At 63.4% G+C, this 26,817-nt stretch carries 23 protein-coding genes and 1 tRNA gene; 13 read left to right on the forward strand and 11 right to left on the reverse strand.

All coding sequences use genetic code 11. From position 1 onward, the window contains the following. Positions 1 to 19 precede the first annotated feature (19 nt). A complete protein-coding gene (locus C7I85_RS15515; RefSeq protein ID WP_106724902.1) occupies positions 20 to 592 on the forward strand; it encodes a peroxidase-related enzyme in 573 nt (190 codons plus the stop codon). Positions 593 to 635: 43 nt separating this feature from the next. On the opposite strand, the gene C7I85_RS15520 is transcribed toward C7I85_RS15515, so the two are convergent. Beyond that, positions 636 to 1,583: a LysR family transcriptional regulator gene (locus C7I85_RS15520; RefSeq protein ID WP_106724903.1), complete on the reverse strand. Its 948-nt coding sequence runs from the start codon at positions 1,581 to 1,583 to the stop codon at positions 636 to 638. 139 nt (positions 1,584 to 1,722) lie between these two features. Here C7I85_RS15520 and chvE point away from each other — a divergent pair, with 139 nt between their 5' ends. From chvE to araD, 5 genes are read left to right on the forward strand one after another with little or no spacing between them, the layout of a single operon-like run. Then, positions 1,723 to 2,787, forward strand: coding sequence for a multiple monosaccharide ABC transporter substrate-binding protein (gene chvE / locus C7I85_RS15525; protein WP_106724904.1), 1,065 nt, complete (start codon positions 1,723 to 1,725; stop codon positions 2,785 to 2,787). Positions 2,788 to 2,842: 55 nt separating this feature from the next. Then, positions 2,843 to 4,381 (forward strand): multiple monosaccharide ABC transporter ATP-binding protein, encoded by a 1,539-nt coding sequence (gene mmsA / locus C7I85_RS15530; RefSeq protein WP_106724905.1) that lies wholly within the window; start codon positions 2,843 to 2,845, stop codon positions 4,379 to 4,381. Positions 4,382 to 4,437: 56 nt separating this feature from the next. After that, positions 4,438 to 5,565 carry a multiple monosaccharide ABC transporter permease gene (mmsB, locus tag C7I85_RS15535; protein ID WP_106725097.1) on the forward strand — a complete coding sequence of 376 codons (1,128 nt, stop codon included), beginning with the start codon at positions 4,438 to 4,440 and terminating at the stop codon, positions 5,563 to 5,565. 3 nt (positions 5,566 to 5,568) lie between these two features. Beyond that, positions 5,569 to 6,540, forward strand: a complete 972-nt coding sequence (araD1, locus tag C7I85_RS15540; RefSeq protein WP_106724906.1) for an AraD1 family protein — start codon at positions 5,569 to 5,571, stop codon at positions 6,538 to 6,540. A gap of 34 nt (positions 6,541 to 6,574) precedes the next feature. After that, positions 6,575 to 8,320, forward strand: a complete 1,746-nt coding sequence (gene araD, locus C7I85_RS15545; protein WP_106724907.1) for an L-arabinonate dehydratase — start codon at positions 6,575 to 6,577, stop codon at positions 8,318 to 8,320. Between the two features lie 158 nt (positions 8,321 to 8,478). Here araD and C7I85_RS15550 read toward each other — a convergent pair whose 3' ends face one another. From C7I85_RS15550 to C7I85_RS15575, 6 genes are all read right to left on the reverse strand, one after another. Continuing rightward, the gene (locus C7I85_RS15550; protein WP_106724908.1) at positions 8,479 to 9,402 is read right to left on the reverse strand and encodes a Gfo/Idh/MocA family protein; all 924 of its coding nucleotides are present in this window, start codon (positions 9,400 to 9,402) and stop codon (positions 8,479 to 8,481) included. A 160-nt stretch (positions 9,403 to 9,562) separates the two neighbouring features. Beyond that, positions 9,563 to 10,984, reverse strand: coding sequence for a type I glutamate--ammonia ligase (glnA, locus tag C7I85_RS15555; protein ID WP_106724909.1), 1,422 nt, complete (start codon positions 10,982 to 10,984; stop codon positions 9,563 to 9,565). Continuing rightward, entirely contained in the window at positions 10,959 to 11,474 is a 516-nt protein-coding gene (locus C7I85_RS15560) for an aminoacyl-tRNA deacylase (protein WP_342587307.1), read from the reverse strand. Before C7I85_RS15560 ends, glnA begins: the two co-directional genes overlap by 26 nt. A gap of 470 nt (positions 11,475 to 11,944) precedes the next feature. Further along, a tRNA-Glu gene (locus C7I85_RS15565) sits at positions 11,945 to 12,019 on the reverse strand. A 416-nt stretch (positions 12,020 to 12,435) separates the two neighbouring features. Then, a complete protein-coding gene (locus C7I85_RS15570) occupies positions 12,436 to 13,776 on the reverse strand; it encodes a YcbK family protein (protein WP_245444964.1) in 1,341 nt (446 codons plus the stop codon). 222 nt (positions 13,777 to 13,998) lie between these two features. Then, entirely contained in the window at positions 13,999 to 15,834 is a 1,836-nt protein-coding gene (locus tag C7I85_RS15575; RefSeq protein ID WP_106724910.1) for a PHA/PHB synthase family protein, read from the reverse strand. 107 nt (positions 15,835 to 15,941) lie between these two features. On the opposite strand from C7I85_RS15575, the gene C7I85_RS15580 reads away from it, so the two are divergent. From C7I85_RS15580 to recJ, 5 genes are all read left to right on the forward strand, one after another. Continuing rightward, positions 15,942 to 16,325: a hypothetical protein gene (locus C7I85_RS15580; protein ID WP_106724911.1), complete on the forward strand. Its 384-nt coding sequence runs from the start codon at positions 15,942 to 15,944 to the stop codon at positions 16,323 to 16,325. A 71-nt stretch (positions 16,326 to 16,396) separates the two neighbouring features. Further along, positions 16,397 to 17,614: an LL-diaminopimelate aminotransferase gene (locus C7I85_RS15585; protein WP_106724912.1), complete on the forward strand. Its 1,218-nt coding sequence runs from the start codon at positions 16,397 to 16,399 to the stop codon at positions 17,612 to 17,614. Between the two features lie 51 nt (positions 17,615 to 17,665). Beyond that, positions 17,666 to 18,979, forward strand: a complete 1,314-nt coding sequence (locus C7I85_RS15590) for a homoserine dehydrogenase (protein ID WP_106724913.1) — start codon at positions 17,666 to 17,668, stop codon at positions 18,977 to 18,979. A gap of 269 nt (positions 18,980 to 19,248) precedes the next feature. After that, the gene (gene glpX, locus C7I85_RS15595; RefSeq protein ID WP_106724914.1) at positions 19,249 to 20,229 is read left to right on the forward strand and encodes a class II fructose-bisphosphatase; all 981 of its coding nucleotides are present in this window, start codon (positions 19,249 to 19,251) and stop codon (positions 20,227 to 20,229) included. Positions 20,230 to 20,326: 97 nt separating this feature from the next. Next, entirely contained in the window at positions 20,327 to 22,114 is a 1,788-nt protein-coding gene (gene recJ / locus C7I85_RS15600; RefSeq protein WP_106724915.1) for a single-stranded-DNA-specific exonuclease RecJ, read from the forward strand. On the opposite strand, the gene C7I85_RS15605 is transcribed toward recJ, so the two are convergent. The 3 genes from C7I85_RS15605 to folE form a co-directional block, all read right to left on the reverse strand. Continuing rightward, positions 22,111 to 23,082: a patatin-like phospholipase family protein gene (locus tag C7I85_RS15605; protein ID WP_106724916.1), complete on the reverse strand. Its 972-nt coding sequence runs from the start codon at positions 23,080 to 23,082 to the stop codon at positions 22,111 to 22,113. The genes recJ and C7I85_RS15605 overlap by 4 nt on opposite strands. 70 nt (positions 23,083 to 23,152) lie before the next feature. Then, the gene (hisI, locus tag C7I85_RS15610; RefSeq protein WP_106724917.1) at positions 23,153 to 23,614 is read right to left on the reverse strand and encodes a phosphoribosyl-AMP cyclohydrolase; all 462 of its coding nucleotides are present in this window, start codon (positions 23,612 to 23,614) and stop codon (positions 23,153 to 23,155) included. A 44-nt stretch (positions 23,615 to 23,658) separates the two neighbouring features. Further along, entirely contained in the window at positions 23,659 to 24,294 is a 636-nt protein-coding gene (folE, locus tag C7I85_RS15615) for a GTP cyclohydrolase I FolE (protein ID WP_106724918.1), read from the reverse strand. A gap of 229 nt (positions 24,295 to 24,523) precedes the next feature. Here folE and C7I85_RS15620 point away from each other — a divergent pair, with 229 nt between their 5' ends. Further along, positions 24,524 to 24,970, forward strand: a complete 447-nt coding sequence (locus tag C7I85_RS15620) for an iron-sulfur cluster assembly scaffold protein (RefSeq protein WP_106724919.1) — start codon at positions 24,524 to 24,526, stop codon at positions 24,968 to 24,970. A gap of 59 nt (positions 24,971 to 25,029) precedes the next feature. Here C7I85_RS15620 and C7I85_RS15625 read toward each other — a convergent pair whose 3' ends face one another. Then, positions 25,030 to 26,061: an LLM class flavin-dependent oxidoreductase gene (locus tag C7I85_RS15625; protein ID WP_106724920.1), complete on the reverse strand. Its 1,032-nt coding sequence runs from the start codon at positions 26,059 to 26,061 to the stop codon at positions 25,030 to 25,032. Positions 26,062 to 26,381: 320 nt separating this feature from the next. On the opposite strand from C7I85_RS15625, the gene yidD reads away from it, so the two are divergent. After that, positions 26,382 to 26,792 carry a membrane protein insertion efficiency factor YidD gene (gene yidD / locus C7I85_RS15630; RefSeq protein ID WP_106724921.1) on the forward strand — a complete coding sequence of 137 codons (411 nt, stop codon included), beginning with the start codon at positions 26,382 to 26,384 and terminating at the stop codon, positions 26,790 to 26,792. Positions 26,793 to 26,817: the final 25 nt, after the last annotated feature.

The following is a 26,817-nucleotide window of genomic DNA, read 5'->3' on the forward strand; positions in this document are numbered from 1 at the left end:
CATCCAAGGAGAAAATGCGATGACTTCCCATCCTATCAGCCGGTTCCCCGTTCCGCGGATCGAGGACCTACCTGCTGATATCGCCGAGCGAATCCTGGCTGTTCAGGAAAAATCGGGCTTCATTCCGAATGTTTTTCTCGTGCTGGCGCATCGGCCCGACGAGTTCCGGGCCTTCTTCGCCTATCACGATGCTTTGATGGACAAGCCCGGCAATCTGACCAAGGCCGAGCGCGAGATGATCGTGGTTGCCACCAGCAACGCCAATCAGTGCCAGTATTGCGTGGTCGCCCATGGCGCCATCCTGCGCATCCGCGCCAAGGACCCGCTGATCGCCGATCAGGTGGCCATCAACTACCGCAAGGCCGACATCACGCCGCGCCAGAAAGCCATGCTCGATTTCGCGATGAAGGTGTCGGCGCGTGCCTATGAGGTCGGCGACGACGACATGGAAACGCTGAAGGCGCACGGCTTCTCCGAAGACGACATCTGGGACATTTCAGCCATCGCCGCCTTCTTCGGCATGTCCAACCGGCTTGCCAACGTGACCAGCATGCGCCCGAACGACGAGTTTTATACGCTCGGCCGTAGTTGAGTGGACCTACACTCCAGTTTCCATCGGCCCCCGCCCGCCTTTCTCAGACCGAACCCCGCAGCCGTTCAGCTTCGTCCAGCACCAGCGCGTGCAGGCGGCTGGCGGCCGGGGAGAGGCGGCGGCCGCGGCGGGTGATGATGTGATAGGGGGAAACCTCGATCGGAACGGCGAGGTCGACGACGGCAAGCGAACCCGTGCCGGTTCCTTCCATCAGCCGCGCCACCTCGAGCGACATGGGCGCAATCATGTCGGATTCAACCAGCAGCGCCATCATCAGGACGAGCGATGATGTAGCAACCACGTCGGCAGGCACTGGCAGGCCGGCGTGGATGAAGGCGGCCTCCACGGCCTGCCGGATCGGCATGCCGCGCTCCTGGATGATCCATGGATATTCGGCGAGGGCGGCGAGCGACACATCGCGCCGTGTGGCAAGCGGATGGCTGCTGCGGACCACGCAGCGCACGGTCTCGATCTCGCCGGGAACGATATCGAAGGCATTCACGTCAGAATCCGGCAGCAGGCGGCCGATGATGAAATCATAGTCGCCTTCATCCAGGCCGCGCATGAGCTGGACCGATGGGCCGACATCGACGCGCAGCTCGACATGCGGCGTGACTGCCTTCAGCCGCCGGATGGCGGGCACGAGAAAGCCGACGGCCGGGCCGGTAACCGCGCCGGCCTGGACGAGACCGCTGCGCCCCTCGCGCTCCTCCTGCATTTCACGCCCAAGATTCTGCATCTCCGTCAGCACCGTATGGGCGCGGCGGACGAGGATTTCGCCGAGCGAAGTCGGTGTCATGCCGCGCGGATGGCGCTCGAACAGCGGCGCTCCGACGAGCCGTTCGATCTCGGCCAGGCTGCGCGAAGCGGCAGGCTGGGTGAGCGCCAGCGCCTGGGCGGCGGCCTGCATCTGGCCGTGCTGGGCGATCGCCGCCACGAGCTTCAAATGGGCGAGCTTCAGGAAGGGCAAGGACGGGAGGGAAGTGAGCATTCTTTGATATACCAGTTTTGGTATGGATTTCGGAAATAATTCGATTTGCTCGTTATGTCGATAGGTCCTATCTCTGGCTATCCGTTTTGCGGAATAGATTTCGGGGTTGGAGGAACCCCGTCCACCAGGGAGGGACACTATGAAATTGAGATTTCTCGCGGCGACCGCCGCGCTCGGCGCGTGCCTGCTCGCAGCTCAGGCTTGGGCCGACAGCAAGGGTCTGGTGGGCATCGCCATGCCGACCAAGTCGTCTGCGCGCTGGATCGACGACGGCAACAACATGGTCAAGCAGCTGCAGGCTGCCGGTTACGACACCGATCTGCAGTATGCCGAGGACGACATCCCCAACCAGCTCTCCCAGATCGAGAACATGATCACCAAGGGCGTGAAGGTGCTGGTGATCGCTTCGATCGACGGCACCACCCTGAGCAACGCGCTGGACAATGCCGCCGCTGCGGGCATCAAGGTGATCGCATATGACCGCCTGATCCGCGAAAGCGACGCCGTCAGCTACTACGCCACTTTCGACAACTTCAAGGTCGGCGTTCAGCAGGCCTCCTCGCTGGTCAAGGGCCTGAAGGAACGCTTCCCGGACGTGAAACCGTGGAACGTCGAGCTCTTCGGCGGCTCGCCGGACGACAACAACGCCTTCTTCTTCTACAACGGCGCGATGTCGGTTCTGCAGCCAATGATCGATTCCGGCGAGATCGCCATTCCGTCGGGCCAGATGGGCATGGACAAGGTCGGCACGCTGCGCTGGGACGGCGCGGTGGCGCAGGCCCGCATGGACAACATCCTGTCGGCCAACTACTCGGAGAAGCAGCTGCACGGCGCGCTTTCGCCCTATGACGGCCTGTCGATCGGCATCCTGTCCTCGGTCAAGGGTGTTGGCTACGGTTCGGGCGACCTGAAGATGCCGATCGTCACCGGCCAGGACGCCGAAGTTCCGTCGGTCAAGTCGATCGTTGCCGGCGAGCAGTATTCGACGATCTTCAAGGACACGCGCTCTCTTGCCGGCGTAACCGTCAAGATGGTCGATGCAGTGCTTCAGGGCACGCAGCCGGAAATCAACGACACCAAGACCTATGACAACGGCAAGATGGTCGTTCCGTCCTATCTGCTGGAGCCGGTTTCGGTCGATGCTTCCAACTACGAGGAAGTGCTCGTCGGCTCGGGCTACTACAAGGCCGACCAGCTGAAGTAAGGTCTCGGCGGGGCGAGGGGGCTTCGGCGCCCCCTCGCTCCGACGGAGGAACGGCATGACTGCGCTTCTTGAAATGCGGGGGATCGGCAAGTCCTTCCCGGGCGTGCGGGCGTTGAACCGCGTCGACCTTCGGGTCGAAAAAGGCGAAATCCACGCGATCTGTGGTGAGAACGGCGCCGGCAAGTCGACGCTGATGAAGGTGCTGTCCGGCGTCTATCCGCACGGCTCCTACGAGGGCGAGATCGCCTATGACGGCCGCACCATGGCCTTCCGGGGCATTCGCGACAGCGAGGCCGAAGGCATCATCATCATCCATCAGGAACTGGCGCTGGTGCCGCTGCTCTCCATCGCCGAGAACATTTTCCTCGGCAACGAGGTGGCGACGCGCGGCGTGATCAACTGGCCGCTCGCCTTCCAGCGCACCGAGGCGCTGTTGAGAAAGGTCGGTCTCAGTGAAGCGCCGACGACACCTGTCGAAAAGCTCGGTGTGGGCAAGCAGCAGCTCGTGGAGATCGCCAAGGCGCTCGCCAAGGACGTAAAGCTGCTAATCCTCGACGAGCCGACGGCCGCTCTGCAGGAGAATGACAGCCAGAAGCTTCTCGATCTTCTGCTCGAACTGAAGGCCCATGGCGTCACCGCCATCATCATTTCGCACAAGCTCAACGAGATCCGCCGCATCGCCGACCGTGTCACCGTTCTTCGCGACGGCTCGACCGTCTCGACGCTGGCGCGCGAGGATGTGAGCGAAGAACGCATCATCCGCGACATGGTCGGCCGCGACATGGCGCATCGCTATCCCGAACGGACACCCCAGATCGGCAAGGTGCTGATGGAGGTGAGGGGCTGGAATGTCGGTCACGCCGATCAGCCTCGCCAGATGATCCGAGACGCGGGTTTTTCCGTCCGCCGCGGCGAGATCGTCGGCATCGCCGGGCTGATGGGCTCAGGGCGCACGGAACTCGCCATGAGCCTCTTCGGCCGCAGCTACGGCCGCTACCTGTCGGGCGAGGCGACCATCGACGGCAAACCGGCCGACCTTTCCAGCGTCAGCCGCGCCATCGAAGCCGGCCTTGCCTATGTCACCGAAGACCGCAAGGTCCTCGGCCTGATCCTCGATGAGCCGATCACCAGCAACATTTCGCTTGCCAATCTTGCAGGCGTGGCCAGCGGCTGGGTCCTCGGCAAGGGCCGGGAGAACAAGGTCGCCGAGGAATATCGCCGGGCGCTGAACATCCGCACGCCAGGCGTGCACCAGCGCGTCGTGAACCTTTCGGGCGGCAACCAGCAGAAGGTGGTGCTGTCGAAATGGCTCTTCACCGACCCGCAGGTGCTGATCCTCGATGAGCCGACGCGCGGCATCGACGTCGGCGCGAAATACGAAATTTACGCGATCATGAACGAACTGGCGGCGCAGGGGCGCGGCATCGTGATGATCTCGTCGGAGATGCCGGAACTGCTCGGCATGTGCGACCGCATCTACGTCATGAATGAGGGCCGCATCATCGGCGAGCTTTCGAGGGAGGAGGCGAGCCAGGAGCGCATCATGGGCCTCATCATCAGGGACGGTAATGTGAACAGGGAGCACGCAGCGTGACAAGCGCCATCAATACCCTGCGGGTGCAGCTTGGGGGCAACCTCCGCGAAAACGGGATGATGCTGGCGCTGCTCGCCATCGTCTTCTTCTTCCTCGTGGTGGTGCGCGCCGTGCAGGACGTGGACTTCCTGTCGGCGCAGAACATCACCAACCTGTTCCTGCAGAATTCCTACGTCATCATCATGGCGCTCGGCATGCTGCTGGTGATCGTGGCCGGGCATATCGACCTGTCGGTCGGCTCGGTCGCCGCCTTCACCGGCGCTGTGGCGGGAACGCTCACGGTCTATGCCGGCTGGCCGGTCTATGCCGTGATCCCGACGGTGTTGGTGGTCGGTGCGCTGATCGGCGCCGCGCAGGGCTACTGGATCGCCTTCTGGCGCATTCCTTCCTTCATCGTCACGCTCGCCGGCATGCTGGTTTTCCGCGGCCTGACGCTATGGCTGCTGGCCGGCCAGAACATCGGCCCCTTTCCGCGCGCTTTCCAGTCGCTCTCGACCGGCTTCATCCCAGACATTTTTGGCGTCGATCGTCCGAACGTCACGGCGCTTGTCATCGTCGTGCTCGCCATCGCAGGCCTTGTCTGGCGCAGCCTGAAGAGCCGCAACCAGGACATCGCCTTCGGCATGGAGGTCGGCTCATCCGCCATGTTCTGGCTGCGCAACTGCCTGATTGCCGTGGCGCTGCTCTTTGTCGGCTGGAAGCTTGCTAGCTTTCGGGGCTTGCCCAATGTGCTGATCGTCATGTCGGTGCTGATCGCGGCCTACAGCTTCTTCACCAACCAGACGACCACCGGCCGGCGCATCTATGCCGTGGGCGGCAATGAGAAGGCGGCGCGGCTTTCGGGCATCAAGACCGAACGGCTCGTCTTCCTCACCTTCGTCAACATGGGCGTCCTTGCGTCGCTCGCCGGTATGATCGTCACCGCCCGTCTCAATTCGGCGACACCGAAGGCAGGCGTTGGCTTCGAACTCGACGTGATTGCGGCGGTGTTCATCGGCGGCGCATCGATGTCCGGCGGCTCCGGCAAGGTGGTCGGCGTGGTGGTCGGCGCGCTCATCATGGGCATCATGAACAACGGCATGTCGATCATGGGAATCGGCATCGACTACCAGCAGGTCATCAAGGGGCTGGTGCTGCTGCTCGCCGTCATCTTCGACGTCTACAACAAGAACAAGCAGGGCTAGGCAATGCTTCTCAGTCAGATCAGGGGCGGTGGCGTTGCGGTGCGCGGCGCCGCGACGGCCACGGCAAGGCTCGTTCCCGGCGCCACCATTTTCGACCTCGCGAATGAGGCGATTGCCCAGGGGTGTCCGCTCGCAAGCCTTGTTCCGCAAGGCGGCGAGACGCTGGACCTCGCCGGGCTGGCGGCAATGGGCGCGCTCGATCTGCCGCTGCGCCATCCCGATCCGTCGCGCATGTATCTGACCGGTACCGGCCTGACGCATACCGGCTCGGCCTCGGCGCGCGACGCAATGCATGCGCCCGCCGAAGGGCTGTCCGACAGTATGAAGATGTTCCGCATGGGTCTCGATGGCGGAAGGCCGGCGGCCGGAAGCGTCGGCGTGCAGCCGGAGTGGTTCTACAAGGGTACGGGCGCAACGGCGGTCGCGCCGGGCGATCCGCTCGTTTCGCCGGCCTTTGCGCTCGACGGTGGCGAGGAGCCGGAGATCGCCGCCTTCTATTTGATCGCGCCCGACGGCACGCCATGCCGCGTCGGCTTCTCGCTCGCCAACGAGTTCTCCGACCACGTGACCGAGCGGATCAACTATCTGTTCCTCGCGCACTCCAAGCTTCGCCCTGCCTCTTTCGGGCCGGAACTGCTGGTCGGCGATCTGCCCGAGGATATTCGCGGCACCTCGCGCATCCTGCGGGGCGGCAACGTGGTCTGGGAAAAGCCTTTCCTGTCGGGCGAGGCGAACATGTCCCACTCAATCGCCAATCTCGAACATCACCATTTCAAGTACGGCCTGTTCCGCCAGCCGGGCGATCTGCACGTGCATATGTTCGGCACGGCGACGCTGTCCTTCGCCGACGGCGTCAAGCCGGAGGAAGGCGATGTCTTTGAAATCTCGGCGCCGGATTTCGGCCTGCCGCTCGCCAATCCGCTGGCGATCGCGAAGGAGCCGACCGAGCGCGCCGTCGCCGTCAAGGTCTTGTGACGGCGACCGACAGACCAGGAAAGAGAGGCCGATAATGAGCCGTTTCACGCCCAAGCCGTGGCCGCGCAAGCTGCGTTCGCAGGAATGGTACGGCGGCACCAGCCGCGACGTCATCTATCACCGGGGCTGGCTGAAGAACCAGGGCCATCCGCACGACCTGTTCGACGGTCGCCCGGTGATCGGCATCCTCAACACATGGTCCGACCTCACCCCCTGCAACGGCCATCTGCGCGAGCTTGCCGAAAAGGTGAAGGCAGGCGTGTGGGAAGCCGGCGGCTTCCCGGTGGAAGTGCCGGTCTTCTCGGCATCGGAGAACACTTTTCGTCCCACCGCGATGATGTTCCGCAACCTCGCGGCATTGGCCACGGAAGAGGCGATCCGCGGCCAGCCGATCGACGGCTGCGTGCTGCTGGTGGGCTGCGACAAGACCACGCCGTCGCTGCTGATGGCTGCTGCCTCCTGCGACCTGCCCTCCATCGTCGTCACCGGCGGGCCGATGCTCAACGGCTGGTTCCGGGGCGAGCGCGTCGGTTCGGGCACGCATCTGTGGAAATTCTCGGAAGCCGTGAAGGCAGGCGAGATGACGCAAGCCGAATTCCTCGAGGCCGAAGCCTCGATGAGCCGCTCGACGGGCGCCTGCAACACCATGGGCACGGCCTCCACCATGGCCTCGATGGCCGAGGCGCTGGGCATGGCGCTTTCCGGCAATGCCGCCATTCCGGCCGTCGATTCCCGTCGCCGCGTGATGGCGCAACTCACCGGCCGGCGCATCGTGCAGATGGTCAAGGATGATCTGAAGCCGTCCGACATCATGACTCGCGATGCCTTCGAGAACGCCATCCGCGTCAACGGCGCGATTGGCGGCTCGACCAACGCCGTGATCCACCTTCTGGCGATCGCCGGCCGCGTCGGTATCGATCTGACGCTCGACGATTGGGACCGGCTCGGCCGCGAGGTTCCGACCATCGTCAACCTCATGCCGTCGGGCAAATATCTCATGGAAGAATTCTTCTATGCCGGCGGTCTGCCCGTCGTCATCAAGCGGCTCGGCGAATCCGGGCTGTTGAACAAGGATGCGCTGACCGTTTCCGGCGAGACGATCTGGCATGAGGTGAAGCACGTCGCCAACTACAACGAGGACGTCATTCTGCCGACTGAAAAGGCGCTGACGCAGCATGGCGGCATCGCGGTGCTGAAGGGCAATCTCGCGCCCAATGGCGCGGTGCTGAAGCCGTCGGCGGCCTCGCCGCATCTCCTAAAGCATCGCGGCCGCGCGGTCGTCTTCGAGGACATCGACGACTACAAGGCCAAGATCAATGACGACGCACTCGACATCGACGAGACCTGCGTCATGGTCATGAAGAACTGCGGTCCGAAGGGTTATCCGGGCATGGCCGAGGTCGGCAATATGGGCCTGCCGCCCAAGGTGCTGAAGAAGGGCATCACCGACATGGTGCGTATTTCAGACGCGCGCATGTCCGGCACGGCCTATGGCACGGTGGTGCTGCACACCTCGCCCGAGGCGGCCGTCGGCGGCCCGTTGGCGGTCGTCAGAAACGGCGACATGATCGAGATAGACGTGGCCGAGCGGAGCATCCATCTGGACATATCGGACGAAGAACTGCAGGCGCGCCTTGCCGCGTGGACGCCGAACACGCCGGCGCCACAGGGCGGCTACATGCAGATCTTCCACACCCATGTTCAGGGTGCCGACACGGGCGCGGATTTCGACTTCCTGCGCGGTTGCCGCGGCGCGCCGGTCGGTAGAGATAGTCACTGAGACGGAGGTGCGTGCCGCCTTTCCGGCGGGACGCTTGAATAGCAGTAGACGAACACGATACTTGCCCCACTGCATGGCTGGCCCTCGCTGACTAGATCCGGGTCAGCCATGCGGTCTTTTTTTGGGGGGCAGCGGCGGCGCCGGGGCGCGCCTCACAGTCAGTCGTGGAAGGCGTCCGTGACGCGCCGTTGCCCAAGCAGGAAGGCATCCGCCACATGGATCAGTGGCGACAGGTCGAAATCTGAGCCGCCGGTGCCGACAAGCTCGACGAAACGCCGATAGAGATTGCGATATTCCCTGTCGGGCTCGGCCATGCGCTGCACGCCATCTATGGCAAGCCGGCTTCCACCATGCGAGAGCACCAGTTCGCCGCCATCGGTCGCCACGCGTATGTCCCAGGTCTGCGGGCCAGTCTGGCGCCAGTCGAATTCCGCTTCGACGGGCGCGCCCGACATCGTGCGGAAGGCCAGTGAGGCGGCGATCGGCGCGTGGCGGTTTTCCGGAAAATCCAGCGTCGAGGCAACGAGATGCATCGGCTCCGGCAGGATGCGCGTGACGATCGACAAGGCATTGATACCGGGGTCGAAGACGCCGAGGCCGCCGGGCTCCCAGATCCATTGCTGGCCGGGGTGCCAGTGGCGCACGTCCTCCTTCCAGTCGATGCGTACGGAGCGGATGGTTTTGTCTGCCAGGAACGCCCGGGCCGGCTCGACCCCCGCAGCCTCGCGCGAATGCCATGTGGCGAAGATCGTCAGACCTTTGTCGAGCGCCATCCGGCCGAGCGCCTCGACTTCGGCTACCGACATGCCGGGCGGCTTTTCCAGCATCAGGTGCTTGCCGGCGGCAAGGGCGGCCAGCGCCTGCTCGAAGCGCCCCTGCGGCGGCGTGCAGAGCGAAATAGCGTCGACCGCCGTGTCGCTTGCCAGAAGCGCGTCGACGTCGTGGAAATAGGGCAGGTCCGGCAGCCCGGCATTGCGGCTCGCGATGGCGGTAAGTTCGATGCCTTCCGTCGCCGCGATGGCCGGAAGATGCTGGTCGCGCGCGATCTTCCCAAGGCCGACAAGGCCCAGTCTGATGGTCATGAATTTTCTCTTCCCTGGCGGAGGTCCTCTCAAAAGTCATACTAATTTTTCGGGAAGAACATCGTCAACCGCTTGCCCTGAAAACACGATGTTTTTCAACGTAGTGCGAACCATTGCCAAGGCTCGACGCAGCACCGTTCCACCGAGACCTCATCGTCGGTTACACGTCGTAATAGAGCACGAACTCGTAAGGATGCGGCCTTATGCGCATCTCTTCGACGTCGTGTGCGCGCTTGTAGCCGATATAGGTCTCAAGGACGTCGATGGTGAACACGTCGTGCGAAAGCAGGAATTTGTCGTCCGCCTGCAGCGCGTCAAGCGCGGCATCGAGCGAGCCCGGTGTCGAAGGGATGCGGGCACGTTCCACCGGCGGCAGATCGTAGAGGTTCTTGTCGATCGGCTCGCCCGGATCGAGACGGGTGCGAATGCCGTCGATGCCTGCCATCAGCATCGCCGCGAAGGCCAGATACGGGTTGCAGGAAGGGTCAGGGCAACGGAACTCCACGCGCCTGGCCTTGGGGTCGGGCGTATACATCGGGATCCGGCACGCGGCCGAACGGTTGCGCCGCGAATAGCCCAGATTGACCGGTGCCTCGAAGCCGGGCACGAGTCGCCGGTAGGAATTGACGGTCGGGGCGCAGATGCCGAGCAGGGCGGGCGCATGCTTGAGCAACCCACCGATGTAATAGCGCATCAGGTCGCTGGAGCCGGCATAGCCGTCGCCGGCAAAGATCGGGCGGCTGTTCTGCCAGATGCTCTGGTGCACATGCATGCCCGAGCCGTTGTCGCCAAACAGGGGCTTGGGCATGAAGGTGGCGGTCATGCCACGGCTGCGGGCAACGTTTTTGACGACGTATTTGTAGATCATCACATTGTCGGCCATGCGCGTCAGGCTCGCGAACCGCATGTCGATCTCGCCCTGGCCCCCGGTCGCTACCTCATGGTGATGCGCTTCGACCGGAATGCCGATGTCTTCCAGAAGCCTCACCATTTCTGTGCGGGCGTCCTGCAAAGTGTCGGCCGGCGGCACGGGGAAATAGCCTTCTTTTGGACGCAGCTTGTGCCCGAGGCCCAATCCCTCGTGGCCGTTCCAGTTCGCCTCGGTCGCGTCGATGTCATAGTAGGCGTAGTTGGTGCCCTGGTCGTAATGGACCTCGTTGAAGACGAAGAATTCGAGCTCGGGGCCGAAATAGGAGGTATCGCCGATCCCGGTTGCCGTGAGGTGAGTTTCGGCCTTCTGGGCGATGTAGCGGGCGTCGCGGCTGTAGGGCTGGGCGTTGATCGGATCCAGGATGTTGCAGATCATGACCAGCGTCGGCGCCTCGGTGAACGGGTCCAGGAACGCCGTGGTCGGATCCGGCACGACGAGCATGTCGCTTTCCTGGATTTCCTGGAAGCCGCGGATGGAGGAGCCGTCGAAGCCGATGCCATCGGCGAAGCTGTCCGGGGTGATCGTCTGTGGCGGCACGGAAAAATGCTGCCACAGACCGGGCAGGTCCACGAACCGCAGATCGACCATCTCGATCTGCTCGTCCTTGATGATCTTCAGGACGTCGTCAGGATTGGCGCAGTTGTAAGGCATTGGCGCTTCCTTTCCCTATCTGGAGCGGGCGCTGAACCGTCCGTGGGGTGCTTCCTCGGTAAGTCGTGCGAACTGGGCCTGCCTCATGTGGACAAGCGTGGCGTGGTCGCCGCCCTCGAAATAGACTTCTGGCCGCTGAAAGGATTTTGTCTTCGATGATGACGTCCAGCCCGTAGCATTCGCCGATCGCGGGCACCGCGCCATGCGTGCAATCCGGAATCAGCTGATCGAGCTCATGCTCCGAGGCGAGCGCGAACTTCTCTCCTAAAGACGCCTTGAGACCGCTTAGACGAAGGCGACTGGAGGCCGGCAGGACGGCGAGGAGATAGCCGTCGCGACCGCGCAGCACCACGGCTTTGGCCAGCCAGCCAGCCGGAATGTGGCACGCATGGGCAGTTGCGATCGAGGAACTGGTCGGCTTGTGCTCGACCAGGTCGTACTCGGCGCCCTTGCGTTCGAGATGCGCCTGCAGCGTCGGAGCAATGGTCATGGCCTCACCCTCCCAGGTGAGCACCGGCATCGGGTCGTTGGACCTCACAATGCATAGTTGTTTTTATGATACATCGCGGGCGCCCGCCTTACTACCGTTCAATGCCGGACACGGCTGAGCACGCGGATGCGGATCCGATCAAGGATGCCGCGCGACAGGACGGGGGGGATTCGGCAGCTCACCGCTCCCGCAAAGCGAGAAGTTCGCATGATGCGAATCGCGAGTGATCTGTCATCGAATCGCGAGTGGTCGGTGGCGAGCGAGGTGATTCCGATTCTCTTCGGCCCCGCGGATAGCTCAACAGAAGCACGCTGCGTTCTAAGCCGCGTCAGCGTACCGGGATAGGGGGGAACTCGCGCCCCCGCAAAGCCATTGGATTTCCTCGCATTGCGAGTTCAGGCACAGCAAGGGAACTTCCGGCCTGAGTGCTGCCGGTGTCGCTAATTCTGGAGTTTTATGGGGAAGGAGAGTGGTACGCCCAAGGGGAATCGAACCCCTGTTACCGCCGTGAAAGGGCGGTGTCCTAACCGCTAGACGATGGGCGCGCGGTGTTGATGGGCGCCTTATAGTCAGCGAAATCGTGGTCGGCAACCCGTCTTTGAAATCTTTTCCAACTTTTTTTCGCAGACCATCTGCGAGGGCGGCAACGCGGTTCCAGTCGCGCTCCGGAGGCACGTCCACATGCACGAAATTGGTGTGGCAATAGGGCCGACGCCGCCGTGCCGGGCATGGTGCGGCCCCAATTGGACAGCTCCCATTTGCTGACGCCTTCGATCTGGATGTCGGCAGCGGCGCAAAATATGTGCGGCGAGAGTTCCTCGCGCCCCTGGCACGGCGGCTGTTAAGAGGGGCTGCGATAGCCGGAGGTGACGACGATCTAGCCGCCTAGCGCTGCTCGATCGTCTTGAGCATGCGCACCAGCGACGGATTCAAGCGGGCGACGTCGAAGCTTTTCCGCAGACTATTTGCGACGGCGGCAGCGCCAGTTCCAGTCGCGCTCCGGACCCACGTCCACATGCACGGAATCGGTGTGGCAATAGGTGCCAACGCCGCCACGGCCGGGCATGGTGCGGACGTAATTGGCCAGCTCCCACTTACTGACGCCTTCGATCTGGATGTCGGCGGCGGCGCAATACATGTGCAGCGAGTTCTTTGCGCCTCTGGCGCGGCGATTGTGGGACGGGCTGCGATAGCCGGAAGTGACGACGATCTTGCCGCTATAATGCTGCTCGATCGTCTTGAGCATGCGCACCAGCGATGGCTTCAGGCAGGCGACGTCGACGTTTTCGCTCTGGCGCAGCAGGCCGTTGGGGGCCAGGCGCGCCATGCCGGCAGCCGAGGCAACCTGAACCGGGCCGCCGTCCTCTTCCTCGTGAAGGTCGACGTCGCTGTCGTCATCGATCCCCGACTTGCGCCGAATCTCGAAGAGAGCCGTCTGGCGCACACCGGGCAGCCCGATGTCGCTGCCGGTCGATGCAACAAGCGAAGCCGGCTTTGCCGTTGATTCGGCCGAGGCAAGCTGGATGAGGGGTTTTGCGGGCGCTTCCGGCTCGACAGGTGTGGGTGCAGCCGTGGCTTCGATCAGCGGCTTGGCCGCCGGCAGGCCGGGCGCGGCGCTGGCGACAAGCGGCTTGGCTATCGCTGTGGTGGGCGCGCCGCGGCTCGAAGCGGCCGGCGACGCCGACGACGACGCGGAAGACGCGCCGAAAAGCGAGGCGAGGAAGCCTTTTTTCTTCGGAGATTCGGGCGCAGCGTTCTGCGGTTCTCCGGCAGTCACATAGACCGGATTGTTCATTTCGGCAGCTGACGCCACCTGCACAGGTTGCGCGGGCGCGGCTTCGGCTTGTGTCTCCACCGGCTTGGCGGCAGACACCGGAGCCTGAGCAAGTACTGCCGGTTGCTCGGCCGGCTGTTGGGCAGCTGCCGCCAGACGCGCGGCTGCCGCTTCAGCCTCCACGGCCTGCTGCAGCGATATGGTGCCCGTTCCGCTCAGCGCCGGTCTTGCCGTTGGGAGATAGGCGACAGCCACCGGCAAAGGCTGATCGCTGTCATCCATCACGGTTGCCAGGGCCGTGCCGGCAACATCTGTGGTCTGGGCTGTTTCGGCGGTTGCGGGCGCCGCTACGCCTGCGGCGGTTTCCGTCGCCGGATGGGCGGCGGTTGATTGCGCATTGAAGCCGGGCGCTCCGAAATCGAGATTGGGATCGTTTGTGGAGGTGCAGGACCCGAGGAGAAGCGAGCAGAGTACAGCCAGAACGGCACGGCCTTCCCGTTTCGCAAAGCGAGTGCCTGCTGGAGTCAAACCCGTCCCCTTGTGTCGTTTCGGCGCCGCTACGCCCTGGCTACGGCAGCAATTCTCAAAATCGAAGTTAAATGCTTCCGCAGCCGGTATCAGACCTGACGAATCTGCAACCCTTATAAGTCCAGAATCGAGCTAGGGTTGAATTAAGGCAAGAACATGTTTGCCGCGCCACCATTTCGCCCTGTTTTGCGGCAGGGTCAATTCACCACACATTACAATGTGTTACACGCGCACCTTGACATAGATGCCGGGGGCTTCGCCCAGGATGGGGGTGTGCTCTCCGGGCTTGCGGGCAGGCACGCGCCTGTCGTCCTTTTCGGCGATCCAGTTTTGCCAGTGCGGCCACCAGGAGCCCGGGTTTTCCTTGGCTTTGGCGACCCATTCGCCGAAATCGCCAACCGGTTTGCCGCCGGTCCAGTACTGATACTTGTTCTGCGCGGGCGGGTTCACGACGCCGGCGATGTGACCCGAACCGGCCATCACGAAATCGACCGGGCCGCCGAAGTACTTGCAGCCGAGGAACACCGAAAGGGCCGGCGCAATGTGGTCCTCGCGGGCTGCGAGGTTATAGACGGGAATCGTTATGTCCTGCAGCGAGATATTGTGGCCGGCCAGCTCCATGCGCCCCTGCGAGAGATTGTTCTCCAGATAGCAGTTGCGCAGATAGTAGGAATGGTTGGCGGCGCTCATCCGCGTCGAGTCGGAGTTCCAATAGAGCAGGTCGAAGGGCACGGGATCCTTGCCGCGCATGTAGTTGTTCACGACGTAAGGCCAGATGAGATCGCCCGAACGTAGCATGTTGAAGGCGGTGGCCATCTTGTTGCCGTCAAGATAGCCCCTGCCGCGCATCGAATGCTCCAGCGCGGTGATCTGGTCCTCGTCAACAAAAACCTTGAGGTCGCCAGCATAGGTGAAATCGACCTGCGTGGTGAAGAAGGTCACGGACTTGATCCGCTCGTCTCCTTCCTGGGCGAGCAGGGCCAGCGCCGCGGCAAGCAGCGTGCCGCCGACGCAGTAGCCGATGGCGTTGATCTCGCTTTCGCCGGTCGCCGCCTGGACAGTGTCGAGGCCATATTGCAGCCCCTCGCGGATATAGGCTTCCCAGTCCTTCAGCCGGTGCCGCTCGTCGGGGTTGATCCACGAGATCACGAACACGGTGTGCCCCTGCTCGACCGCCCAGCGGATGAAGGATTTTTGCGGGTTGAGGTCGAGGATATAGAACTTGTTGATCCACGGCGGGCAGATCAGCAGCGGCCGCTTGAGCACGGTTTCGGTCGTCGGCTCGTACTGGATGATTTCGGCGACGTCGCTGCGCCCCACTACCTTGCCGGGCGTCATGGCCATGTTGCGGCCAACCTCGAATTGCGAATAGTCGGCCTGGCGCAGTTTCAGGTCGCCATGACCGGCCTGGATGTCCTCGGCCAGCATCTTCATGCCGCGCACCAGGTTCTCACCGTTGGTGGCAACAGTCTCGCGGAACAGCTCGGGGTTGGTGAGGATGAAATTGGACGGCGAGATCGCGTTGGAGATCTGCTTGACGTAGAAGCCGGCCTTGTGGCGCGTGTGCTCGTCCAGACCTTCGGCGTGCTCGACCAGATCGTTCGCCCAGCGCGTGGTGACCAGATAAGCCTGCTTCAGGAAGTCGAAGAAGGCGTTGTTGCCCCACTCAGGATCCTGGAAGCGTTTGTCGCCCTTCTCGGGCGCCACTTCACCGGCCGCAGGCTGGTCGCCTGCGCCGATGCGCTGGATCGCATTTGCCCAGACATTCATATATCCTGAGAAAAGTCGCGTTTGCGCCTCCAGCGCCCGGGAGGGGTCGGAGAGCCAATACTCGGTGAGCTTGGAGAAGGTCTTGACCATGTCGGTCATCGGTTCTGACACGCTGTCGCGGAGTTCGCCCTTTTCGCGGGGCTCGGCCCAGGCCGAGGCAGCCTTGCCAGCCTGCTCGACCATGCGGGCCAGGTTGAGCGCGAAGCGTTCGGGATCCTTGACGAGATACTGCTCGACGGAAGAGGTCTGTTCTGGACCTGTCTTGCCCGAATCGGCTGTCTTCGACATGGTTCGCGCTTGTCCTCCCAAGGCGTTTTGTAGCCATAATATAATGAGACGTCGGAGTGGGGTCCAACAACAATGTCCACGTGTAGTAGAGCTGCAGAGGAATTAATATGACGGAGCTTGCTCGCGAAGGCATTTTTTCCGTTTCCCGGGCGCTTTTGCTGGGCGCAGCTGTGCTGGCGATCCAGTTCCAGCTTTCGGGCTGCGCCAGCACCAGCGAAAGCGCTCCATTGGTGACGGCGCCGCCGTCCAGCGCGTCATCGGGGCAGGCGGTGAACACTGGGACCTATCCCAACCTGAACATCGCGCCGCAGGTGGCTGCGCCCCAGCTGAGCGACGAAGAGAAGAACGCCAAGCTCGCCGGGCTGAAGGCGGTTCAGAACGCGCAGGCGGCCAAGGGCGGAGGCGGCGAGGTGCCGAATGACGAGACCTTGCTGAAGAAGCTTGCCGCCACCCACGGCCAGAAAACCTTGTCCGAAATCGAGGGCAAATGATGCCCTCGACCGACCTTCTCAATGGGTATATACCGCGCCACACGCATTGATCGCCAATCGCTGGAACTGACATGGAAGAGTTTCATAAGGTCCGTCGGCTTCCGCCTTACGTCTTCGAACAGGTCAATCGGCTAAAAGCTAGCGCCCGCGCCAGGGGCGCCGACATCATAGACCTCGGCATGGGTAATCCCGATTTGCCGACGCCGACCGCGATCGTCGACAAGCTGTGCGAAGTGGTGCGCGATCCGCGCACGCATCGCTACTCATCTTCACGTGGCATACCGGGCCTGCGCCGTGCGCAGGCCAATTATTATGCGCGCCGCTTCGGCGTGAAGCTCGACCCGGACACCCAGGTTGTCGCCACGCTCGGCTCGAAGGAAGGTTTCGCCAATATGGCGCAGGCGATCACGGCGCCCGGCGACGTGGTGCTGTGTCCGAACCCGACCTATCCGATCCATGCCTTCGGCTTCATCATGTCGGGCGGCGTCATCCGCTCGCTGCCGGCCGAGCCGGACGAGAATTTTATCCCTGCGCTTGAGCGCGGCATGCGCCACTCGATCCCCAAGCCGCTGGCGCTGATCCTCAACTATCCGTCGAACCCGACGGCGCTGGTTGCCTCGCTTGATTTCTACAAGGACGTGGTCGCCTTCGCGAAGAAGCACGAGATCATCATCCTGTCGGATCTCGCCTATGCGGAGATCTATTTCGATGGCGCGCCGCCGCCTTCGGTACTGGAAGTGCCGGGCGCGATGGATGTGACGGTGGAGTTTACCTCCATGTCCAAGACCTTCTCCATGCCGGGCTGGCGCATGGGCTTTGCCGTCGGCAACGAGCGCCTGATCGCAGCTCTGACGCGCGTGAAATCCTATCTCGACTACGGCGCGTTTACGCCGATCCAGGTGGCGGCGACCGCCGCGCTCAATGGCGACGGCTCGGACATTGCCGAAGTGCGCGACGTCTATCACAAGCGCCGCGATGTGATGGTAGACACCTTCTCGCGCGCCGGCTGGAACGTACCAGCTCCGGCTGCGACCATGTTCGCCTGGGCGCCGATCCCCGAGCCTTTCAGGAAACTCGGCTCTCTGGAGTTTTCCAAGCTCCTGATCGAGAAGGCGGATGTGGCGGTCGCTCCGGGAATCGGCTTTGGCGAATATGGCGACGACTATGTGCGCATCGCGCTGGTCGAGAACGAGCATAGGATCCGGCAGGCGGCGCGCAACATTAAGCGCTTCCTGGCCACGGAGGCCGGTGCTACGGACAATGTCGTGCCGCTGGCGGTGCGACGCTGACCGAAATCCACGAAAAACACATATCGAAAATTTGAGGGGACGCTGCGGGACATGGCCGAAGCTTTGCGTATTGGAATTGCCGGGCTCGGCACGGTCGGCGCCTCGGTGGCGCGTGTTCTGTCGAGCAAGGCTGCTGAACTCACTCGCCAGTGTGGGCGGCCGATCATCGTTGCCGCCGTCTCTGCGCGCGACCGAAACCGCGACCGCGGTGTCGACCTCGGCGCGGCCCAGTGGTTCGACGACCCGGTGGCGCTGGCAAAGTCGGCCGACATCGACGTGTTCGTGGAACTGATCGGCGGCGATGACGGTCCGGCGCTCGCCTGCGTGAAGGCCGCGCTCGAGGCCGGCCATCATGTCGTGACCGCCAACAAGGCGCTGCTGGCCAAGCATGGCGTGGCGCTGGCGGAGATCGCCGAGAGGAAGGGCGTGCTGCTCAACTACGAGGCGGCGGTGGCCGGCGGCATCCCGATCATCAAGACCATGCGCGAAGCCATGGCGGGCAACACCGTCTCGCGCGTGTTCGGTATCCTCAACGGCACCTGCAACTACATCCTGACCCGCATGGAGGCTGAGGGCCTGTCTTTCGACGCCTGCCTGAAGGACGCGCAGCGTCTGGGCTATGCCGAAGCCGACCCGACCTTCGACATCGAGGGGCACGACACGGCCCACAAGTTGGCGATCCTCACCAGCCTTGCATTCGGCTGCAAGATTTCGGCCGACAGCATCTATCTGGAAGGCATCAGCAATATCAGCCAGGCGGACATCCGCGCCGCGGGCGAACTCGGCTATCGCATCAAGCTGCTTGGCGTGGCCGTGCAGACCGAGACTGGCATCGAGCAGCGCGTGCACCCGACCATGGTGCCGACTTCCTCGGTGATCGCGCAGGTGCACGGCGTCACCAACGCCGTGGCGGTCGAGACCGACATTTTGGGCGAACTGCTGCTTTCGGGCCCCGGTGCCGGCGGCAATGCCACGGCCTCGGCTGTGGTCGGCGACATCGCCGACATCGCCAAGAGCCGCCCCGGCTTCCAGCATGGCCCGGTCTTCGGTCGCCCCGCCAAGGAGCTGAAGCCCTACAAGAAGGCGCAGATGCGCAGCCACGCCGGTGGCTATTTCATCCGGCTCACGGTGCACGACCGCGTCGGCGTCTTCGCAGCTGTCGCCAAGCGCATGGCCGACAACGACATCTCGCTTGAATCGATCGTCCAGCATGGCTCGAGCGCCGAGGGCGACGGCAGCAAGACCGTCATCCTCGTCACCCACGAGACGACCGAGGCTGCGGTGCGCAAGGCGGTCGAAGGTATCACCAAGGACGGTCATCTCATCGACAAGCCGCAGGTCATCCGCATCGAGCGGGCTGATTAAGGCGGTTCGCTGGGCCTGATTTGCCGAATCCGAAGCGGCGCGACCCTCACCGGTTCGCGCCGCTTTTCGTTTCAAGACGCTGCCGAAAATCGCGCCGCCAAGTCATATCGAACCGGGCCGGACGCCACTGCCCACACCTTAATCGATTGAGGTTTCAACCGGTCGCAACAAGTGCGTGTGGCAGGTCTTGCTGTTGTCATTTCACTTTGACACAAGGATCGCAGGAGCCGTCAGGGGACGGCACAACGACATTTACGGGACAATCAGCTATGGCGAAAAGAGACGCAGCCGGCCTCGACCGCATCCTCACCATGGAACTCGTGCGCGTGACCGAGCGCGCTGCCGTCGCTGCCGCAAGGCTGCGCGGGCGCGGTGACGAGAAGGCGGCCGACCAGGTGGCAGTCGATGCCATGCGCGCCGAGCTGAACCGCCTGACCATCAAGGGCACCGTGGTGATCGGCGAGGGCGAGCGCGACGAGGCGCCGATGCTCTACATCGGCGAGGAAGTCGGCGCCGGCGAAGGCCCCGAGGTGGACATCGCTCTCGACCCGCTGGAAGGCACCACCATCTGCGCCAAGAACCTGCCCAATGCGCTGGCCGTCATCGCCATTGCCGAGAAGGGCAGCCTGCTGTTTGCGCCTGACGTCTACATGGACAAGATCGCCGTCGGCCCCGGCTATGGCCCTGACGTGATCGACATCGACGCCTCGCCGGAAGACAACATCCGCAGCCTCGCCAAGGCCAAGGGCGTGCCGGTGACCGAGATCACCGCCTGCATTCTCGACCGCCCGCGTCATGCCAAGCTGATCGATGCCGTGCGCGGCACCGGCGCAGCCATCCGCCTCATCGGCGACGGCGACGTTGCCGGCGTCATCCACACCACCAACCCGGAAGAGACTGGCATCGACATCTACATGGGCACCGGCGGTGCGCCGGAGGGTGTACTGGCTGCCGCCGCGCTGCGCTGCACCGGCGGTCAGATCCAGGGACGCCTGATTCTCGATAGCCCCGAGAAGGTCGCGCGCGCGGCCAAGATGGGTATATCCGACCCCAACAAGGTCTACCGCACTGAGGAAATGGCGCGCGGCGACGTGCTGTTTGCCGCCACCGGCGTCACCGACGGCAACATGCTTGCCGGCGTGAAGTTCGACCGCAACTTCATCACCACCGACACGATCGTCCTGCGCTCGTCGTCGCGGACGGTGCGCTCGATCAAGGCCCGCCACCAGGATTTGGAGAAGTTCCAGTAATTCCCGGCGGACTATCCACGACTTCGATGGCCCGGCCTGTTTGGCTTTGTCGCTCGATCCCTTATCCTGCACTCAAGGATGAGGGATCACGGGGCGCATGACGACCGAAAAGCGTTATTTTCTGGGCGTCAGGCGCTCGGCTACCGGGCTTGCCTGGGAGCATAGGCTGAACGAACGCCAGGAGATGGCAGCACTTGCGATTGCCCAGGGGCATGGCGTGCCGGACATCGTGGCGCGTGTGCTGGCTGGGCGCGGCGTGGGGGCAGACGACGCCGAACGCTTTCTGGACCCGACCATCCGCGACCTGCTGCCGAACCCGGCATCGTTGACCGATATGGAGAAGGCGGCCGAGCGCATCGCGGCGGCCGTCGGGCGACGCGAGCGCGTCGCCATCTTCGGCGACTATGACGTCGACGGCGCCTCCTCCTCGGCGCTTATGAAGCGCTTTCTGGCGCATTATGGCGTCGAGGCCGAAATCTACATTCCCGACCGCATATTCGAAGGCTACGGACCGAACCCGGACGCCATGCGCGAACTGGTGTCGCGCGGGGCGCGCCTGATCGTCACCGTCGACTGCGGCACCAACAGCGCGGCGGCCATCGAGGCGGCGCGCGACGCGGGCGCCGATGTCGTGGTGCTCGACCACCATCAGGTCGGCGGGCCGCTGCCAGAGGCTGCCGTCGCCATCGTCAATCCCAACCGCGAGGACGACCTGTCGGGTCAGGGGCATCTCTGCGCTGCCGGCGTCGTGTTCCTGGCGCTGGTGCAGACCGCCAAGGCGCTGCGCAGGGTGCGCCCGGACCTACCTCAGATCGATCTTCTGTCGATGCTCGATCTGGTGGCGCTCGCCACCGTTTGCGACGTGGTGCCTCTCGTCGGCGTCAACCGCGCCTTCGTGGTCAAAGGCATCGTCGCAATACGGCAGCAGCGCAATGCCGGGCTTGGTGCGCTGGCGCGGGTCTCGCGCATCGGCGAACCGATCAACACCTTCCATCTCGCCTTTTTGCTCGGGCCCCGCATCAATGCCGGCGGCCGCATTGGCGACGCGGCGTTGGGGAGCAAGCTGCTTGCGACCGACGATCCCGTCGAGGCCGGCAAGATCGCCGAAACGCTCGACCGCCTGAACCAGGAACGGCAGGCGATGGAGCAGGAGATGCTGGCCGAGGCGCGCGCCGAGGCGGATGCAGAGCTAATCGGCGGGCAGGGGCCAGCCGTCATCGTCACGGCAAGCCCGAAATGGCATCCGGGTATTGTCGGACTTTTGGCCTCGCGGCTGAAGGAGCATGCGCGCCGCCCCGCCTTCGCCATCGCTTTCAATGCCAACGGCGTCGGCACCGGCTCAGGGCGTTCGGTTTCAGGTTTCGATCTCGGCAAGCTGGTGCGCGAGGCGCATGAGCGCGGGTTGATCGTCAAGGGCGGCGGCCACGCCATGGCGGCCGGCATCACCATAGAGCGCGAAAAGCTCGGCGAGCTGCGCGCCTTCTTTGAGGAACGCGCCGCTGCAGACGTGTTCCGCCTGCAGGACGAAGAAAGCCTGCCCATCGATGCCGCGCTTGCGGCGGATGGAGCGACGACCAACCTGCTCGACACGCTGGAGCGCGCCGGCCCCTTCGGTTCCGGCCATGTCGCGCCGGTGTTCGTGCTGCCGCGCCACAAGCTCGTCGATGCGCGGCTGGTGGGCACGTCCCACATCCGCGCGGATCTGCGCTCGGATGGCGGCGGCCGCATTCAGGCGATCGCATTCCGGGCGGCGGATACGGCTCTGGGCGATTTCCTGTTCAAGAGCCGTGGCGGCACGGTCCACATGGCCGGATCGTTGTCATCCAACTACTGGAACGGCAACAGGAGCGTGCAATTCCGCATCATCGATGCGGCGGTAGCTTAGGCAAGCACCGTCTGCAGCCGGGCCAGTTCGTTTAGTTGCGCCTGTGTTGCCTCGTAGCCGAGGCGGATCGCCTCGTCGGCGCGATGGAACTCCGACAGGCCGATGTGACCAAGCTTGGGCTGCAGCGAAAGGTCCGGCGGATCGCCCGCGAGCCGCGCCCGCGAGATGCGGTCCTGGATGATGTTGAAGGCCTCGACCATTACGCCGGTAATGCCGAGCCGGCTTTCACGCGAATAGGCGTCGAGCTGGCGTGAGCCGCCGGCGGGTGCATCGTCCTCGACCAGCAGTTCGCCAGCGCTGTGCTTGATCACTGCGGCGCGGCCGAACAGGTCGTAATGCAGGTTCACCGCCACCACCAGCCGCTGCTCGTAGGCGCGGCAGACCGATACCGGCACGGGATTAACCAATGCGCCGTCGACCAAAATGCGCTTGTTGGCAAGCACCGGCTCGAACACGCCGGGCAGGGCATAGGAGGCGCGCATCGCGGTGATCAGCGAGCCGCTCGACAGCCAGATTTCATGGCCGGTGCGGATTTCAGCCGCGACGCAGACGAAGGGCTTCGGCAGATCTTCGAAGCGCAGGCCGGTGAGGTGTTCCTGCATGCGTGCTGTCAGTTTCATGCCGCCGAGCAGGCCGTTGCCGCCGAGGCGAAAATCGAGCAGCCCGAAGATGCGCCGCTTGGTCAGGCTGCGGGCAAAATCTTCCAACTCGTCCAGCTTTCCGGCGAGATAGCAGCCGCCCACCAGTGCGCCGATGGAGGTGCCGGCGATCATGTCGATCTGGATGCCCGCCTCGTCCAGCGCGCGCAAAACGCCGATATGCGCCCAGCCACGCGCGGCGCCACCGCCTAATGCCAGTGAGATTCCGGATTTCTTGGCGGGTTGAGCGTCTGTCAGACCACCGGAAGAAGCGGGGCCGTTGGCTTCCCGCATATCAGGCCTGTTGCGCAATGACGCCCATTCGAGCATCGCAATCTCCCTTGTCCCGCGCCCAATAGTAGGCGTGGGTCGTATCGAAAGAATGAATCTTCCGTCGGCCTTAATGATTGGCGTCGGGATATGTTTTTTTCACGTCGAAAAGCGGTTCGCTGCCATCTCCGGTCAAAACGGCGCTGCCGTCCTTCCCCTCCACCTTCCGATAAAAGCAAGAACGCCGGCCGGTATGACAGGTTGCATCATGTCCCGAGACATTTACACGCAGCCAGACCGAGTCCTGGTCGCAGTCGGTACGCATCTCGACGACATGCTGGAAATTGCCCGACGTCTCGCCCTTCTTCCAGAGCGAGTTGCGCGAGCGGGACCAGTAATGGGCGATGCCGGTCTCGATGGTCAGCGCCAGCGCCTCGGCGTTCATATGCGCGACCATGAGGAGCAAGCCGTCCGTGGCGTCGGTCACCACGGCCGTGACGAGACCGTTGGCGTCGAAGCGCGGCGTGAAAGCTTCGCCCTCTTCGAGCGCCTTCTTGTCTGTAGGAGACTGTTGGAATTCAAGCGCGGTCATCGCCGGCTCCTTGATCTGCGAAGCCGGCGGGAAAGCCGCACGGCTTACTTGCTGCCGTGGCGCACCATGGTCATGAAGCGCAACTGCTCTTCCGGGCTGTCCTTGAACACGCCGGTGAAGGTCGAGGTCAGCGTGGTGGAGCCCTGCTTGCGGATGCCGCGCATGGCCATGCACATATGCTCGGCCTCGATCATCACGGCCACGCCGCGCGGATTGAGCACATCCTGGATGACGTTGGCGATCTGCGCGGTCATCGCTTCCTGCGTCTGCAGGCGATGGGCGAAGATGTCGACCACGCGGGCGATCTTCGACAGGCCCACGACCCTTCCGTCCGGCAGGTAGCCGACATGGGCGCGGCCGATGATCGGCACCATGTGGTGCTCGCAATGCGAGTGGAATTCGATGTCCCGCACCAGCACGAGATCGTCATAGCCGGCCACCTCCTCGAAGGTACGGCCAAGCTCTTCGGCCGGGCACATATCGTAGCCGTTGAACATTTCGAGGAATGCCTTGGCGACGCGCTTGGGCGTGTCGACCAGACCTTCGCGATCCGGATTGTCGCCAGTCCAGCGCAGCAGCGTGCGTACCGCAGCCTCCACTTCGGCCTGGTCCGGCCTGTCGGTCACCGGCTTTTCGAGATATTCGGATTTCGGCATCAATTTCTTGATCACGGCGTCCATGAAAGGTGTCTCCCGTAGTCCCACTCAGAGGAGGGACGAGTTGAACGGACCACAGCCTTTTACGGGATGTCGGAGAGTCCGGCCCGAAAGCGGCGTGACGGAAGTCCGACTGGGCAGGGCGCTACCTTGCCGTTGTCGGAACACAACCCTTATATAAGCCCTTGAGCCGTGAATGAAAGATGCTGAAACGGCACAGTCTGTTTCCGAAACGGCGGTGGGTTGGAAAATCATGATCGACGATGTCTACAATGCGAAAATTCTTGGATTCGCCGGGAATATCGCACGTATCGGCCGGCTTGGGCACCCCGATGCCACCGCAACCGCGCATTCGAAATTGTGCGGTTCGACCGTGACCGTCGACCTCAAGATGGAAGACGGCATTGTCACCGATTTCGCCCATGACGTGAAGGCCTGCGCGCTCGGCCAGGCTTCGTCGTCCATCATGGCCGCCAATGTGGTGGGCGCCAGCGCAGACGAGTTGCGGCACGTGCGCGAAGCCATGCTGAAGATGCTGAAGGAAAACGGCCCGCCGCCGCAGGGCCGCTTCGCCGATCTGAAATATCTGGAGCCGGTGCGCGACTATAAGGCCCGCCACGCCTCGACCATGCTGACTTTCGATGCGGTGGTCGATTGCATCGGGCAGATCGAGAAGCAGCGAGCAGAGGCCGCTGCCTGATCGACATCGGCCCCAGTTTTGGAATAGGCGCCGGCTCCGATGAGCCGGCGCTTTTCGTTTCAGGCGAGCATGTCGCGCACCATCGGTACCACCTTGGTGCCGTAAAGCTCGATCGAGCGCATCATCTTCTCGTGCGGCAGCGGTCCGGACGAATATTTCATCTGGAAACGCGTGTTGCCGAGCGCCTTGATGGTCGCAGCGATCTTGCGGGCAACCGTTTCCGGCGAGCCGACATAGAGCGAGCCAAGATCGGCCTCCGAGTTGAATGCCACCTGCGTGGTCGGCGGCCAGCCGCGCTCGGCGCCGATGCGGTCGTGCATCTTCTTGTAGTGCGGCCACAATTCCTCGCGCGCCTGCTCGTCGGTGTCGGCGACATAGCCCGGTGAATGCACGCCGATCGGCTGTGTGCTGCCGCCGAGCTGGTCGATCGCCCGATGGTAGAGATCAACATAGGGGCGGAAGCGTTTTGGATCGCCGCCGATAATGGCAAGCATCAGCGGCAGGTTGTAGCGCGCCGCGCGCACCACCGATTCCGGGCTGCCGCCCACGCCAATCCAGGTCTTGAGCGTGCCGCTCTCGGTTGGCGGGTAGACGGTCTGGTCCTGAAGCGGCGGGCGGATCGACCCCTGCCAGTTGACAGCCCCACCTTTCAGCAGTGCTGAGAAAAGGTCGAGCTTTTCGGTGAACAGCGTCTCGTAGTCGTTGAGCCGATATCCGAAGAGGGGGAAGGATTCGGTGAAGGACCCGCGGCCGAGAATGACCTCGGCGCGCCCGTTCGACAGCGCGTCAACCGTGGAGAAGCGCTGGAACACGCGGATCGGGTCGTCCGAGCTCAGCACGGTGACGGCCGAACCAAGCTTGATACGCTCCGTGCGCGCTGCAATTGCCGCCAGCACCGTTTCCGGCGTCGACACGGCAAAATCGTTGCGGTGATGCTCGCCGACGCCGATGAAATCGATGCCGAGCTGATCGGCCAGTACGGCCTCGTCCACGACGTTTCGAATGACCTGGGCTTGCGGCAGCAACTGCCCGTCCGTGCCGACGGTGACGTCGCCGAAAGTATCAAGCCCGAATTCCAATTTGTCCGACATGATGTCCCTCTGGATTGGGTGCCGGATGATTGACCGGCAAATGGCATTAGCGCAACCGCCCCGCTCCGCTCCGAAATTGCCTTTAGAGCGCGGGGATCGCGGCGATCAGTTCGACAATCCAGATAAGGGGCGCCGCGGGCGCTTCACATTCATCGGGCGGAGCACGGACTGTTCACTCCGGGTTGACAGTCATGCGGGAATGTTCGCCAAACGTCCGTGCGGCGTAATAGCCGGCCTGCCATATCCGCCGGAAATATTGCGAAACCGGGCAAGACGGGCCATCTACAACGCATGAACTTCTTGCACGCGCGATACAGACGATGAGCGGCAATATTGGCGGTCATGACCATGCTTGCGGCCATGGGGGCGCACAGGACGGCCACAAAAGCCGCCCGGTGGCTCGCGGGCGCAACTGGCCCGGGCCTTGGCGCAAGACGCCGGGCCGGATTTTCGGCACGTCGCTGGTCAGGCTGTATCAGCTTACTCTGTCCGGCTTCGTCGGCAATTCCTGCCGCCATATGCCGACCTGCTCGGAATATGCTCACGAAGCCATTGCCCGGCACGGTCTGTGGGCGGGGGGCTGGATGGGGCTTTTCCGCGTGATGCGCTGCGGTCCCTGGGGCACTCATGGCATCGACCGGGTGCCCGAGATTTTGGTGCCGCGTTACCGCTGGTACGCGCCTTGGCGCTACTGGCATATCGGGAAAGCGCCGCAAGAAGGCCATTCCTGACGGCCGGTGCTTTACGACGCGAAAA

Origin of the sequence: Pseudaminobacter soli (ex Li et al. 2025), assembly GCF_003012705.1 — a bacterium.
GTDB lineage: Bacteria > Pseudomonadota > Alphaproteobacteria > Rhizobiales > Rhizobiaceae > Pseudaminobacter > Pseudaminobacter soli.